This window comes from Paenarthrobacter sp. NPDC057355 (assembly GCF_042667405.1).
GTDB lineage: Bacteria > Actinomycetota > Actinomycetes > Actinomycetales > Micrococcaceae > Arthrobacter.
Map to the genome: position 1 here is coordinate 59,118 of NZ_JBHVAL010000013.1, position 13,769 is coordinate 72,886.

Here is a 13,769-nt window from a genome sequence, read left to right on the forward strand (position 1 = left end):
CGCCAAAAGTCACTTGCCCTCACGGATAGAGTCTCTCATGGCTATCGACTCTAGAATGGTTGCCATGAGCAATCCTCTCCAGAGCACGCCAGGTTCTGCCGTGCCAGGCGACGACGTCGACGACGCCCTCCAGCAGGTGGAACACCAGCTGAGCCTGCTCTGGCGCCGCGCCCGTTCGATCTCCCATCAGTTGTCCCGCCAGGTTCATCCGGACATGGAGCCGGCTGCCTACGGCCTGCTGACAGTCATCCGCAGGGAAGGTCCGATCCGGCTGACGGATCTGGCCACCTGCATCGGCGTGGGCAAGCCCTCCGTAAGCCGCCAGATAGCCTTCCTGGAGAGCATCGGTCTGGTCTACAAAGAGGCGGATCCCCAGGATGGCCGCGCGCAGGCCATCCGCCTGACGGACAAGGGCGAGGAAAAGATGCACCTTGTCCAGGATGCACGCCGCCAGGTCTTTCGGGAGCGGCTCGGCGAGTGGCCCTTGGAAGATGTTCAAACATTGGCCGACTACATGGGACGCCTCAACGCCATCTACGGTGACGGTGCCCTAAAGGACCTTGGCCCCAAGGAAGCCGGAGTCGACAACGCGGACACAACAGCCAGAGACTGACCAGCGATCAGCCACCCAAGTGGTCGGCGCCCGGAAAATCTGCGCCAAGAAAAAAGGTCCCCAGCCTGAGGCTGGGGACCTTCTTCGTTGCCTGAAAAGGGCGTTCTACCGGGCTCCGGAGAGCATTCCCTGGGGGAAGTCGTCCGTGAGGTCCAGATCGCGGCCGTAGCGCTGCGAGAATTCCTGCGGGACGGTGTCCGGAACGGCAACACCTTCTGCGACGGCCACGCGGTCGCTGACTTCGCGAAGCATGTGGGACAACGGAACGTCCAAGGCTGTGCAGATAGAAGACAGGAGCTCGGAGGAAGCCTCCTTCTGGCCACGTTCCACTTCACTCAAGTAACCAAGTGAGACGCGGGCGCTGTGCGAAACCTCGCGAAGAGTACGGCCTTGACGCTGGCGGACATCGCGCAGTACATCACCGATCTCGTGGCGTAGTACAACCATTTTGCGCTCCTTCTGTTCGCTCTGTGCCTGATCAGCCAAGCCCACATCCTTCCAGCGGACAACGCCGTTTACGGATACGGGCTGCTTTACCATCTGTATCGCCATGCTCCCTCGTTGGTCCGGTTCGCTGGGTGGCGGACCGGGTATGTTTTTACATCCTAGGCGCCTCGGCTCTTCCGAAGCGACACAATGACACAACTATTGGCAATGAGTTTTTGTTCCCGACTACTTTACGAACGGTAACCAACGTCAGCCAGCGCAGCAAGCAGACGCGCCAAGGCAGCCTCGCAGGCCTGTTCGCGGATGGACTGCCGGTCGCCGGCAAAGCTGTACTCGAACGACGCCGCACCCAACGGCGAAGCGACACCCACGAACACGGTGCCTACAGCCTTGCCGTCGTGCGGGTCGGGTCCGGCGACGCCAGTGGTAGATATTCCGATGTCGGCAGCGCAAGCGCGGCGGGCGCCGTCGGCCATCGCCTCGGCGACGCCACCGTCAACTGAACCGACCTCCGCGAGAAGCTTTTCGGGAACGCCCAAAACTCCAGCCTTGACGGAGTTTTGGTAGGCGATGACGCCGCCCTGCAACATGCCGGAGGCGCCAGGAGTGTTGGCGAGCGTTGCTGCAACAAGCCCGGCAGTCAACGACTCGGCCGTGGCAACAGTCATTCCGTTGCTGACAGCGATCCCTACGGCCGTCGTCGCAATGCCGGAGGCGGCGTCACCGGCCATCACCGACGACGCCCGGCAGCACGAAGCCTCATGGCCTGGATGACATATTCGACGCCGGTCCACAGCGTGATGGCCAGGGCCACCATCATGACCAAAAACGCAATGTCACCCAGCCAGGGAGCAATGGCCTTGAGGGGAAGCACGTAGAGGAAGATTGCGACGGTTTGAACCACGGTCTTGAGTTTGCCGCCGCGCGAGGCAGGCATGACGCCGTAGCGGATCACCACGAAACGCAGCGCCGTGATGCCCCATTCGCGAACCAGGATGAGGATGGTGGCCCACCATGGCAGCTCCCCCAGGATGGACAGCAGCACCAGCGCTGAGCCGATGAGCAGCTTGTCCGCTATAGGGTCGGCGATCTTGCCGAAGTTCGTGATGAGGCCGCGCGCCCGGGCGATGTCGCCGTCGAGCTTGTCCGTGTAGATCGCAACCGCAAAGGCCACCACCGCAGCCCACCGCCAGATCCCGTACTCGCCGTTGTCGGCCAACAGGAACCATACGAAAAAGGGCACCAGGACGATGCGCAGCATCGTCAGGATGTTGGGCAGGTTCCAGACGTCGGAACTGCTGGAAGTAGCGTTGTCGCCCTCGGCTGTAGTCACCCCTCTAGGCTACCGTCTCGGCGTGACGCTCTTGGGGCTACCGCCCGGTGAGCGACCAGGCGTCCTCGCCGCCCTCGTCGTCGTCACCGGAAGAGTCCGCACCGTCGTAGTAGTCAATGGCTTGCGTCCGGTTGTCCAGGTCGGCCTGCACCAGGTCCTCCGCAAAGCCGCCGACGGCGATGTTCGAGTTCGCGTTATCGCTCAATGCCGCCGTATGGGCGTCAGGAGCAGCGGGTGACTCCTGGCCCTTCATCGCAGCGAGGACGGCGGCAAGGTCATCCGGCTTGACCAGGACGTCACGGGCTTTGGAGCCCTCTGACGGACCCACCACGCCGCGGGACTCCAACAGGTCCATGAGGCGGCCGGCCTTCGCGAAGCCAACACGCAGCTTGCGTTGCAGCATTGAGGTCGAGCCGAACTGCGTGGTCACCACAAGCTCGGTGGCCTGCAGGAGGACTTCGAGGTCGTCTCCAATGTCGTCGTCGATCTGCTTCTTGGGGGCTTCGGCCGCGACATCGTCACGGTAGACAGCCTGCAGCTGCCCCTTGACGTGCTCCACGACCTTATGGATTTCCGATTCCGAAACCCACGCGCCTTGGACACGCATGGCCTTCGAGGCACCCATCGGCAGGAACAGTGCGTCACCTTGGCCAATAAGCTTCTCGGCGCCCGGCTGGTCCAGGACAACACGGGAGTCGGTGACCGACGACGTGGCGAAAGCCATGCGCGACGGCACGTTCGCCTTGATGAGACCTGTGACAACGTCCACGGACGGTCGCTGGGTGGCCAGTACAAGGTGGATACCAGCAGCGCGGGCCAGCTGGGTGATGCGGACGATCGAGTCTTCGACGTCGCGCGGTGCCACCATCATGAGGTCGGCGAGTTCGTCCACGATCACCAGCAGATACGGATAGGGCTTGATGACCCTCTTCGAATCCACCGGAGGCGTTACCTTGCCCGCGCGGACGGCCTTGTTGAAGTCGTCAATGTGTTTGTAGCCGTAATTGGCGAGGTCGTCGTAGCGGGCGTCCATCTCGCGGACAACCCACTGCAATGCTTCTGCGGCTTTCTTGGGGTTGGTGATGATGGGCGTGATGAGGTGTGGCACGCCTTCGTAGGCCGTGAGTTCCACACGCTTGGGATCCACCATGACCATCCGCACTTCATCCGGCGTGGCCCGCATAAGGATGGAAGTGATCATGGAGTTCACGAAGCTCGACTTACCCGCACCGGTGGCACCGGCGACCAGGAGGTGGGGCATCTTGGCAAGGTTGGCCACGACGTAGCCACCCTCGACGTCCTTGCCCACGCCCATGACCATGGGGTGGTCCGTGCGCCGCGCGTTCTGGCTCCTGAGGACGTCGCCGAGGGACACAGTCTCACGGTCTGTGTTCGGAATCTCGATACCGATGGCGGACTTGCCCGGGATGGGGCTAAGGATGCGGACATCGCTGGAAGCCACGGCATAGGAAATGTTCTTGGACAGCGCCGTGACGCGTTCGACCTTGGTGCCGGGGGAAAGCTCGATCTCGTACCGGGTCACGGTGGGACCACGGCTGAAGCCGGTGACTTGCGCGTCGACGTTGAACTGCGTGAGGGTGTCGGTCAGCGCGGCGACGACGGCGTCATTGGCTTCCGTGCGCTCCTTCGGAATGGAGCCCGGCGTCAGGTAGTCCGAGGCCGGGAGGGTGTAGGTGACATCGCCGGCCAGCGACAATTGCTCGGTGCGCTGGGGAATCGGCGTGGGCGGCGGCGGCGGGGTCGCTGGGCGTGCCGGGACCTGGGCCGCCACAGGGGCGGTCATCTCCGGCGTCAGGACGGGTATGGCCTCGGTGGGATTCTCGATGCCGGGGTTCGCTCCGGCCAGGCCTTGGGCGGCCTTGATCTTCTCCACCGCGATTTCGGCTTGCGTCGGGCGCCGCACGCCGGGTGGAACGCGCGGTGCGGACGCAGCCGCCGTTTCGTCGTCGTCCACTATGGCGTGCTCGAACGCCTCGTCGCCGACGTAGCCTTCCAGGCCGGCGTCGGGTTCTTCGTCCTTGCCGAAGAGGCGCATGCGCTTCTTCTTTTTCGGCGTGGACGAGGAGTCGTTGCCGTAAAGGTAGCTGCGGTCGTGCTGGTCCTGGCCGGCTTCCTCCATGAGGTCGACGCCCATGAGGTGTTCGTAGGCGCCCCGGATCCGGGCAGGAATCGCACCGAACGGGGTCGCAGTGACAATCAGCAAGGAAACAAAGGCCAGGAGGCTGTAGATGATGACCGGAACAGCCACGTGGATGGCGGCAAGCGGCGCTGCGGCAAGGAAGCCCAGCATGCCGCCCGCCCGGCGCAGTCCGTCAAAACCGTCGGCGACGGTCGGTTGCCCGCCGATGATCTGGGCCAGTCCGGAACCGGCCAGGGTCATGATCATGAAGCCGATGCCCACACGATTGTTCCCACGACCGTCCTGCGGCTTCCGGAACAAACGGAAAGCACAAACGAAAAGCATGAAGGGAAGGATCAGGGACATCCAGCCAAAGGTCCCGTTGACCACGCTGTAGACGATGTCGGGAAGCCAGCCGGTGAGGCCCCACCAAGCGAAGGTGGCGATGGCGATGCCCAGCACCAAATTGAACAGGGCCGCGCCGTCCCGGCGGTCCGCGGGGTCGAGGTCACTGACGTCGTGGCCGATCCGCCGGACACCGGCGCCCACCATATGCCCTATCCCCTGCCAGGCGCCGGACAGCACCCGAAGCGGCAGCGGAGCCTGGGGCTCGACGGCGGCCGCTTGCTTGGTGCGGGCAGTGCTGCCCCTGCCGCTTTTGCTCGCCGCGGCGCTGGATTTGGATGCGGCTCCGCCCCGGCCGTTGCCGCCGGATTTACTGCTTGAGCTGCCTCGTGGCGTGGAGGTAGTACGGGTCGCCATACGTGCCACGCTACCCCAAGGGGGTCTGAAATCCGCGGATTTCAGACCCCCTTGGGTATTCATGTTGCCGGCAGCCTACGCCTCGAGGACCACCGGAATGATCATCGGACGGCGGCGGAGCTTGCGGTTCACCCAGGTACCAATGACCCTGCGCACCACTTGCTGAAGCTGGTGGTTGGTGTGGTCTGCATGGTTGAGCACGGCCTCTTCTAGGGCAGCGTTGATCTTGGGGACGATCTCGTCGAAAACGGAGTCGTCTTCAGCCACGCCACGGGCATGGATCTCGGGGCCGGACACGATTTTTCCGGTGGCCCGGTTGATGACCGTAATGACGGAAATGAAGCCTTCGTCTCCCAGTACCCGGCGGTCCTTCAGATCGGCGTCGGTAATTTCGCCAACACTGGAACCATCGACGTAAACGAACCCGACTTCCACCTGGCCCACAATGTTGGCCACGTGGTCCTTGAGGTCGATCACCGTGCCGTTGTCGCTGAGAATGATGCCATCGGAGGGCACACCTGACTCCAGGGCGATGTTGCCGTTGGCGATCAGGTGCCTCGTTTCACCGTGTACAGGCATGGCGTTAAGCGGCTCAAGGATGTTGTAGCAATAGAGCAATTCGCCGGCTGCAGCGTGCCCGGAAACGTGCACTTTGGCGGTGCCCTTGTGGATGACGTCGGCGCCGAGTTTGAGCAGGCCGTTGATGATGCGGAACACGGCATTCTCGTTGCCCGGGATCAGGCTGGACGCCAGAATGACGGTGTCACCCTTGCCAACAATGACCCGGTGGTCGCCGTTGGCCATGCGGGAAAGGGCCGCCATCGGCTCACCCTGGGACCCCGTAGACATGAGGACCACGCGATCGTCGGGGATGTTGTCGATGTTCTTGATGTCCACCAGGATGTTGTCAGGGACCTCGAGGTATCCCAGCTTGGCCGCAATGGCCATGTTCCGGACCATGGAGCGGCCGACGAAGGCCACCTGTCGGCCGTGCTTCGCCGCAGCGTCGAGTACCTGCTGGACACGGTGTACGTGGGAAGAGAAGGAAGCCACGATGATGCGCTTCTTCGCCTGCCCGAACAATCGGTCCAGGGTGGGGCCGATTTCCTTCTCTGCGGTGGTGAACCCGGGGACATCGGCGTTGGTGGAGTCGGCCATGAAGAGGTCCACCCCTTCTTCACCCAGGCGGGCGAAGTGGCGGAGGTCCGTAATGCGGCCGTCCAACGGCAACTGGTCCATCTTGAAGTCGCCGGTGTGCAGGACAGTACCGCCCTCAGTGCGGATGAACACTGCCAGCGCATCCGGGATGGAGTGGTTGACCGCAACAAACTCGCACTCGAACGGACCGAACTGCTCCACCTGCCCCTCGGTGACGGTGAGCGTATAGGGCTTGATGCGGTGCTCCTGGAGCTTCGCTTCCACCAGGGCAAGGGTGAGCTGCGAACCGATCAGCGGAATGTCGGCCTTGAGGCGCAGCAGGTAGGGAACCGCGCCGATGTGGTCCTCGTGGCCATGGGTGAGGACCACCCCAACGACGTCGTCGAGCCGGTTCTCGATGTACGAGAAATCGGGCAGGATCAGATCAACGCCAGGCTGCGTTTCCTCCGGGAACAGTACCCCGCAGTCCACAATGAGCAACTTGCCGTTGATTTCGAAGACCGCCATGTTGCGGCCGATCTCTCCCAGTCCACCGAGCGGAACGATCCGCAGCGTGCCTTTGGGCAGTTTCGGCGGCGTAACCAGTCCGGGAAGGGCGGTTTGGGTCATATTGTGCTACTTTCCGGCGGAACCATCCTGGACGTTGAAGTCCATTCCGGCTTCCGCCAAGTCCCCGCGGATGATTGCGATCTCGGCCGCGTCCGGCTCCACGAGGGGCAAACGGACAACCGAGTTGGGCAGGACTCCCTGCCACTTGAGAATCTGCTTGGCGGCTACTGCGCCCTGGACCCGGGTCATGGTTCCACGGACCACGGGCTCCAATTCAAAGTTGATGGACCGCGCCGTGGCGAGGTCGTTGTTGTTGACGGCGTCGATCAGCTCACGGAAGCGACGCGTGGCCACGTGGGTGGTGACGCCAACCAGGCCGACGGCGCCAAGCGCCATCCACTGCAGGGTCAGTCCGTCATCACCGGAGTAGAAAAGGAGGTCGGTCTCGGCCATGACCCGAGTGGCGGCGGCGAAATCAGCCTTCGCGTCCTTGACGGCCACGATGTTCTGGTGCTTGGCCAATTCGATCATGGTCTCCGGCGCAATAGCGATGGAGGAACGCCCCGGGATGTCATAGAGCATGACGGGAAGGTCCGTCGACGACGCGATGGTTTCGAAGTGCGCGCGCACACCGGCCTGGCTCGGCTTGTTGTAGTAAGGGGTGACGATCAGGAGACCATCGACGCCCAACTCCGCAGCGCGCTGTGAAAGGTGGACCGAGTGGGCGGTGTCGTTGGTGCCGGTACCGGCGATGATGGCGGCCTTGCCACCCACCGCTTCCTTGACCGCTCGGAACATGCCCAGGTTTTCATCGTCCGTCAGCGTGGATGTTTCGCCCGTGGTGCCGGTAACGACAAGTCCGTCGCAGCCGTCGTGGACAAGCTTTTCCGCAAGTGCCGCGGCTTGGTCGTAGTCCACCTTGCCGTCCTCGGTGAACGGGGTGACCATGGCGGTCAGCAGGGTACCAAGGGCGGGAATGGGCGTGCGAACGTCAGACATAGGAAAAACGTTACCCTGTCACGGCCTTGTTACAAGAATGAAGACCGCGTGACGGTCCTCATTCACTCCCCCAACGCCCAAGCTGCACGCCACGAAGGTTACGCGGCTCCCGGCGCCTTGGCCGGCTGGCCTGTGCAGTACTGGCCTACGGCACGGTCTTTGAGCTGCTCCGCCCACGCAACCAAACGCTGGGAGGCGCGAACGTATTCGAAGAGTTCCAGCGGCGTCAGCGATTCCACATCCGTCTCCGACAACCGACGGGCCAATTCCGCACCGGGAGCTTGCTCAGCCAGAACGGTACCTTCCCTGCGCCATTGCGTGTCTTCGGGAGGCTCACCGGTGACAAGTTGCCTGAAAAGGAAGTCGACGACTCCGGGACTCATCGCTTTCATCGGGCCGCCGGAACCGCCCGGTTGCAGAGGAACTTCATTCATGCCGCAATGCTATTCGAACATATATTCGAAAACAAGAGTGGGTGGGGACCGCGGCGAGCCAGTCACCGGTAAGGCTGTGAAGCCGGCTGTGAGACGATCGCTGCATGACTTCGCAAGAGACGGCGCCTCCGCGAAAAGCCCCGGGTCAAGGTAAAGCAACATCCCGGCTGATCGGCGTTGACGCCGCCCGGGGAGCCGCCCTGCTTGGGATGATGGCCACCCACCTGATGCCGACGTTCGGCCCCGCGCCCCAGTGGGAGCCCACGATGGTGGGCCTGGTCTTCTCGGGCCGCTCGGCAGCGCTGTTCGCTGTACTCGCTGGAATCGGCCTGGCCCTCTCCACCGGAAAGCAGGAGCCCCGCAAGGGAGTCGAGCTGTGGTCCGCCAGGGGCGGCGTTGCCATGCGCGCGGCGGTGATCGCCGTCGTCGGCCTGGCCCTGGGCGGCCTGGAAGTCAACGTCGCGGTGATCCTGGTGCACTACGCGGTGTTGTTCCTGTGTATCCTGCCGTTCCTCGGCTTGCGGCTGAAGGCGCTGATTTTCTGGGCCGCGGGATGGATTGTGGGATCACCCGTACTCGCATATCTGATCCGCCCCATGCTGCTGGACGCGGACCCACCCCTCCAGTTGGGGCACAATCCCGGCTGGGAGGACTTGGGAACGCCTGCCCGGCTGCTCGCCGACGTGTTCTTCACTGGCTACTACCCGGTGTGCCAGTGGATCTCCTACCTTCTGGTCGGCCTGGTGATCGGGCGGCTGGCCCTGACGACGGCGAAAGTGCAGCTCATGTTGCTGACGTACGGAATTGTCGCAGCGAGTATCGCAAAAGTGCTGGGGACCCTGGCCATGGAAGCGTGGGGTGGCCGCGCGGCCCTGTCCGTGTTGCCCGGAACCAGTGGTTACCCCCTGGAAAGCATGCTCCAGGTCAATCTCACCGGGTTGCAGCAAGTGGATTCGTGGTGGTGGCTGGCCACAGCGTCACCCCACGCGGGTACCACCCTGGACTTGGTGCACACCAGTGGCGTGGCTGCCGCTGTTGTGGGCTTCTTCCTGCTTCTGGGTAGGCTGGCCGACCGTGCCCGGGTCAATTTCCTGCTGGTGCTCAGTGGCCCCGGCGCCATGACCCTGAGCCTGTATTCGGCACATGTATGGCTGGTTTCCAGCTTTACCAACCAACCCCTGCCAGCTGGGTGGACCAACGAGGGCATGTACTGGGCGCAAGCGCTGTGCGCCATCAGCATCGGGGTTTGCTTTGCCGTGCTCCGGCGGCGCGGGCCGCTCGAATGGGTGGCCCACCAGGCCTCAAGGCTGGGCAGTTACCGTCCCGCTGCGGTGGGCTGAGAGCGGAAGAGCTTCACGGCATCCCGCATGGACGCCCTGGCACGTTTGCGGTCGCCCGAGGCGTCATAGGCGCAGCTGAGCCGGAACCACGAACGCCAATCATTGGGGGCCGCTTCAGCTTCAGCGCGGTACTTCTCAAACTCGGCATCGGCAGCCGCACGCACGATCCTGCCACCTGGTGTCCGGGGCAAGGTGTCCTCAGGCAGTCCGCCTTCGGCCTCCAGGACCTTGGCCATCTGCTCCGTGCGGGCACCGAAGAGAAGTTCGCGGATCAAAGCCCATGCACCGATGACCGGCAGCACCAGGTACGCCGCTCCGATCCCCTTTGCCACCAGGTTGGGGTCACCGAGCAGCAGGAACGAGCGCTGCACCGAGACCACCAGGTACAACACCAACAGCAGGGTGATGGCCCCCACCCAGATCTTGGTGCGGTTCTTCTTCAGGGCTGCCAGGAAATTCGCCACGATCTAGAGCCCCAGGTCCAAGTAGCCGTCCAGGCCGACCGTCAGTCCGGGGTGTGCTGCGACCTTACGCAGCCCCAGGAGCACACCGGGCATGAAGGACGCACGGTCAAAGGAGTCGTGGCGCAGGGTCAACTGCTCACCGGGGCCGCCAAAGAGCACTTCCTGGTGTGCCACCAGCCCGCGGAGCCGGACGCTGTGGACCCGGACACCGTCCACGTCACAACCCCGTGCGCCGTCCAGGGACGTTTCGGTGGCGTCCGGACTGGCCGGGACGCCTGCCTCCTGGCGGGCCTCCGCGATCAGCTGTGCTGTACGCACGGCGGTGCCGGAGGGTGCATCCACCTTGTTGGGGTGGTGCAGCTCAATGATTTCCACGGACTCGAAATACTGCGATGCTTTGGCGGCGAAAGCACTGGCCAGCACCGATCCGAGGGCGAAGTTCGGAGCGATCAGTACTCCGGTGTCCGGCTCTTGCTCCAAGAGGGTCCGCAAGGATTCAAGCCGCTGTGCATTCCAGCCGGTGGTACCCACAACAGCGTGGATCCCATGCTCAACGGCAAACCGCACGTTGGTTTCGGTGATGTCCGGAACGGTGAGGTCAACAACATACTGCGCGCCGGCGTCGAGCAGCTTGTCCAGGGAATCACCACGGCCGAGAGCTGCCACCAAAGTCATGTCCCCGGCTGCTTCAACGGCCTTCACGGCTTCGATTCCCATGCGCCCGTGGGCGCCCAGCACTGCAACAGCGAGTTGTTCGGTCATGCCGTTAACCCTACCGCCGGGCCGGGCCACTCAAGGAACCGTGACGACGCCCTACTCCCCTGCGCCGACCCACTCAACGGTGCCGTCGGAGAAGAACTGTTCCTTCCAAATGGGAACCTGCTCCTTGACCCTGTCTACGAGTTCCGAGCAGACGGCAAACGCCTGTCCCCGGTGGGCAGCTGCCACGGCGCAGACCAGTGCGGGATCACCGATCTCCAGCGTGCCGATTCTGTGGGCCGCCCAAATTCGGACGGGTTGGTCAGCCTCACCGGAATGTTCAGCGACCAGCTGCGCGACGACGTCGGACATGACCTGGTGTGCCGTGGGGTGGGCGCTGTAGCTCAGCCGGTCCACTGCCTTGCCGCCGTCGTGGTTCCGTACCACGCCACTGAAGCTGACTACGGCGCCGGCAGTGTCCGATTCCACTGCGTTAATTGCTTGGTCCACCGAGATCGGCTCGGAACTCAAGACAGCGCTGACAACCTCGAAGTCCGTTTCAGTGCCCATGGTTTCCTTCCAGTTGCTCGCAGAGATGCCCGATGACAGGGTCAAGGACGGCCAGTCCGTCCATGACTCCCTTGGGCGATCCCGGCAGGTTGATGATGAATGTCTTTCCGGCTGCGCCGGCGTGGCCGCGGCTCAGCATTGCCATGGGAGTCTTGGCGGCGCCCGCGCGTCGGATGCCTTCCATGATTCCCGGAATTTCCCGGTCCAGCAGTGGCAGCGTCATCTCAGGTGTTTGGTCGTCCGGGCTGAGGCCCGTTCCTCCGCTGGTGATGACAACTGCCGGTTCCTGGGTCAGGAGTGCCCTGAGCGCGGCACCCACGGGTTGGCCGTCAGGAACCACCATGGTGGGGAAGGTGTCGAAACCGTGCTCCTTGAGCCAGTCGAGGATTACCGGCCCTGTTTCGTCGGCGTAGAGGCCGGCGGCCGCCCGGGTGGAGGCAATCACGACGCCGGCCTTCCGGGACCCGTGCGCGTTCGGCTCGCACGCGCTCATCCCTCTGCCGCCCCGTGCCGCGAATCCCCGGTGACATCCCAGCTTCCGCTCTTGCCGCCGCTCTTGGACAGAACGCGTATGTCGCTCAAGACTGCGTGCTTATCCACGGCCTTGATCATGTCGTAGACGCTCAACGCAGCAACGGAGGCGGCCGTCAAAGCTTCCATTTCGACGCCGGTCACGCCCCGGGTCTTGACGGTGGCAAGAATCCCCACCGAGTCCGTTGACAGTTCGAAGTCCACAGTGACCTTGGAAAGGGGCAAAGGGTGGCACAGCGGGATCAACTCGGGCGTCTTCTTCGCCGCCATGATTCCGGCTACCCGCGCCACTGCGAGCGCATCGCCCTTGGGCAGTTCGCCCGCGCCCAACAGGGCCAGGACTTCAGCAGTGGAGCGGACCGTGGCCGTGGCCGTTGCTTCGCGGGTTGTCACGGCTTTATCGGAGACATCTACCATCTGGGCAGTGCCGTCCTGCCTCAGATGGGTCAGGCCCGTGGGGCCTGCCGGGGTATCGGGAGTGTGGTTCACAGCATCCATACTTCCACCTCGTCACCTTCGGCGAGTTCCGTGACGTCTTCGGGGATCTGCACCAAGGCATTGGCACGCGCGAGGGCATGGATGAGGTGGGAGCCGGCCCCGCCCTCCATGCGCACCACCCCGTCCACGACGGTCCCCCGGCGCACTTGGTGTTTGCCCTGCGGGGATGCGAGGGCCTCCGCCAGGCGGGCCTTCAACACTGCCCTGTGCACGGGTGTCCCGGTCAGCTGGGAAATGGCGGGGCGGAGGAACATCTCAAAGGAGACCAGACAGCTGACGGGATTTCCGGGGAAGCCAATGAACGGGACACCGTTGAAGGTCCCCAATCCTTGGGGCCCGCCCGGTTGCATGGCGACATGGAGGAAGTCCACCGGCTGCCCTGCCATGGCAAGACGTACGACTTCATAGGCGCCTTTGCTGACTCCCCCGGTGGTGACGATGACGTCAACCGGAGTGCCGCCGTCGTCGTTCCCTCCAAGGTGACGGTCCAGAACCGTCAGCAGGCCCTCGGGTTTGTCGTCCGAGATGCCGGTGCGGATCACCTCGAGGCCCGCCTGCAGCATGGAGGCTTCCAGCAGCGTTCCGTTGGAGTCGTAGATCTTGCCCTGTGTCAGTTCCGCGCCCGGCTCGAGGACCTCGTCCCCGGTAGTGAGCAGCAGGACCCGCAAGGGCTCACGGACCTCCACTTCCACCATCCCGAGCGCTGCCAGCAAACCCAGCTGTCCGGGCCCCAGCAAAGTGCCGGCAGCCAGCGCCAGCGCGCCCTTGTCGATGTCACTGCCGCTTGGGCGCACGTACGTCCCCGGTGCGACCACCGGCAGCACCACTTCCGCGTCCTGCACGCTTGGTTCCGGGAAGCTGCTGGGCGTCGCCTTCTCAACCGGTACGACGGCGTCCGCCCCCTCAGGCATCATGGCCCCGGTCATGATGGGGGCAGCATGGCCCGGCTTCAGGGGCGCCGGCGCAGCACCGGCCGGAACGGGCGCGGACACCGGGAGCTTCGCGCCGCCGTCCGGAATGTCAGCGGAACGGACGGCAAAGCCGTCCATTTGGGAGTTGTCGAACGGCGGCAGGGATAGCGGTGCATGGAGGTCGACGGCGAGCGCCTTTCCGAGCGCGTCCACCAGCGGAAGCCGCAAGGTGCCCTTCCTGGCGGTCGCTGCCGTCAGCAGTTCCACCACTGCCTGGCGATGGGCTGCAACAGATCGGGGCACGGGAATCCTCCTGGGGCA

The 13,769-nt window shown here is 63.9% G+C and carries 15 protein-coding genes; 2 read left to right on the forward strand and 13 right to left on the reverse strand.

All coding sequences use genetic code 11. The annotated features are described in order from the left end of the window. Positions 1-64: 64 nt before the first annotated feature. A complete protein-coding gene (locus tag ACFUOZ_RS14590; RefSeq protein ID WP_377549355.1) occupies positions 65-613 on the forward strand; it encodes a MarR family winged helix-turn-helix transcriptional regulator in 549 nt (182 codons plus the stop codon). 105 nt (positions 614-718) lie between these two features. Here the strand turns inward: ACFUOZ_RS14590 and ACFUOZ_RS14595 are convergent, their stop codons facing one another. The 7 genes from ACFUOZ_RS14595 to ACFUOZ_RS14625 form a co-directional block, all read right to left on the reverse strand. Beyond that, on the reverse strand, positions 719-1,153 hold the full coding sequence (locus tag ACFUOZ_RS14595) for a helix-turn-helix domain-containing protein (RefSeq protein ID WP_014921288.1): 435 nt from the start codon (positions 1,151-1,153) through the stop codon (positions 719-721). A 137-nt stretch (positions 1,154-1,290) separates the two neighbouring features. Continuing rightward, positions 1,291-1,791 (reverse strand): CinA family protein, encoded by a 501-nt coding sequence (locus ACFUOZ_RS14600; protein ID WP_377549467.1) that lies wholly within the window; start codon positions 1,789-1,791, stop codon positions 1,291-1,293. Beyond that, the gene (pgsA, locus tag ACFUOZ_RS14605; RefSeq protein ID WP_377549357.1) at positions 1,791-2,393 is read right to left on the reverse strand and encodes a CDP-diacylglycerol--glycerol-3-phosphate 3-phosphatidyltransferase; all 603 of its coding nucleotides are present in this window, start codon (positions 2,391-2,393) and stop codon (positions 1,791-1,793) included. The genes ACFUOZ_RS14600 and pgsA overlap by 1 nt, the downstream gene beginning before the upstream one ends. A 37-nt stretch (positions 2,394-2,430) precedes the next feature. After that, complete coding sequence (locus ACFUOZ_RS14610; protein WP_377549359.1) at positions 2,431-5,295, reverse strand: DNA translocase FtsK; 2,865 nt, start codon at positions 5,293-5,295, stop codon at positions 2,431-2,433. Between the two features lie 75 nt (positions 5,296-5,370). Further along, positions 5,371-7,062 carry a ribonuclease J gene (locus tag ACFUOZ_RS14615; RefSeq protein ID WP_377549361.1) on the reverse strand — a complete coding sequence of 564 codons (1,692 nt, stop codon included), beginning with the start codon at positions 7,060-7,062 and terminating at the stop codon, positions 5,371-5,373. 6 nt (positions 7,063-7,068) lie between these two features. After that, a complete protein-coding gene (dapA, locus tag ACFUOZ_RS14620) occupies positions 7,069-8,001 on the reverse strand; it encodes a 4-hydroxy-tetrahydrodipicolinate synthase (RefSeq protein ID WP_377549363.1) in 933 nt (310 codons plus the stop codon). A 98-nt stretch (positions 8,002-8,099) separates the two neighbouring features. Continuing rightward, positions 8,100-8,435: a hypothetical protein gene (locus ACFUOZ_RS14625; protein ID WP_377549365.1), complete on the reverse strand. Its 336-nt coding sequence runs from the start codon at positions 8,433-8,435 to the stop codon at positions 8,100-8,102. Positions 8,436-8,539: 104 nt separating this feature from the next. On the opposite strand from ACFUOZ_RS14625, the gene ACFUOZ_RS14630 reads away from it, so the two are divergent. Next, positions 8,540-9,775: a heparan-alpha-glucosaminide N-acetyltransferase domain-containing protein gene (locus ACFUOZ_RS14630; protein WP_377549367.1), complete on the forward strand. Its 1,236-nt coding sequence runs from the start codon at positions 8,540-8,542 to the stop codon at positions 9,773-9,775. Here ACFUOZ_RS14630 and ACFUOZ_RS14635 read toward each other — a convergent pair. Genes ACFUOZ_RS14635 through glp form a run of 6 tightly spaced genes read right to left on the reverse strand, consistent with a single transcriptional unit; the run spans position 9,751 to position 13,757 of the window. Further along, on the reverse strand, positions 9,751-10,239 hold the full coding sequence (locus ACFUOZ_RS14635) for a hypothetical protein (RefSeq protein ID WP_377549369.1): 489 nt from the start codon (positions 10,237-10,239) through the stop codon (positions 9,751-9,753). The genes ACFUOZ_RS14630 and ACFUOZ_RS14635 overlap by 25 nt on opposite strands. Before the next feature lie 3 nt (positions 10,240-10,242). Continuing rightward, the gene (gene dapB, locus ACFUOZ_RS14640) at positions 10,243-11,001 is read right to left on the reverse strand and encodes a 4-hydroxy-tetrahydrodipicolinate reductase (RefSeq protein ID WP_377549371.1); all 759 of its coding nucleotides are present in this window, start codon (positions 10,999-11,001) and stop codon (positions 10,243-10,245) included. Between the two features lie 51 nt (positions 11,002-11,052). After that, entirely contained in the window at positions 11,053-11,508 is a 456-nt protein-coding gene (locus ACFUOZ_RS14645; protein WP_377549373.1) for a molybdenum cofactor biosynthesis protein MoaE, read from the reverse strand. After that, entirely contained in the window at positions 11,498-12,001 is a 504-nt protein-coding gene (locus tag ACFUOZ_RS14650) for a MogA/MoaB family molybdenum cofactor biosynthesis protein (RefSeq protein ID WP_377549375.1), read from the reverse strand. Before ACFUOZ_RS14650 ends, ACFUOZ_RS14645 begins: the two co-directional genes overlap by 11 nt. After that, complete coding sequence (gene moaC / locus ACFUOZ_RS14655; RefSeq protein ID WP_377549377.1) at positions 11,998-12,537, reverse strand: cyclic pyranopterin monophosphate synthase MoaC; 540 nt, start codon at positions 12,535-12,537, stop codon at positions 11,998-12,000. Before moaC ends, ACFUOZ_RS14650 begins: the two co-directional genes overlap by 4 nt. Next, on the reverse strand, positions 12,525-13,757 hold the full coding sequence (glp, locus tag ACFUOZ_RS14660; RefSeq protein ID WP_377549469.1) for a gephyrin-like molybdotransferase Glp: 1,233 nt from the start codon (positions 13,755-13,757) through the stop codon (positions 12,525-12,527). Before glp ends, moaC begins: the two co-directional genes overlap by 13 nt. Positions 13,758-13,769 lie beyond the last annotated feature (12 nt).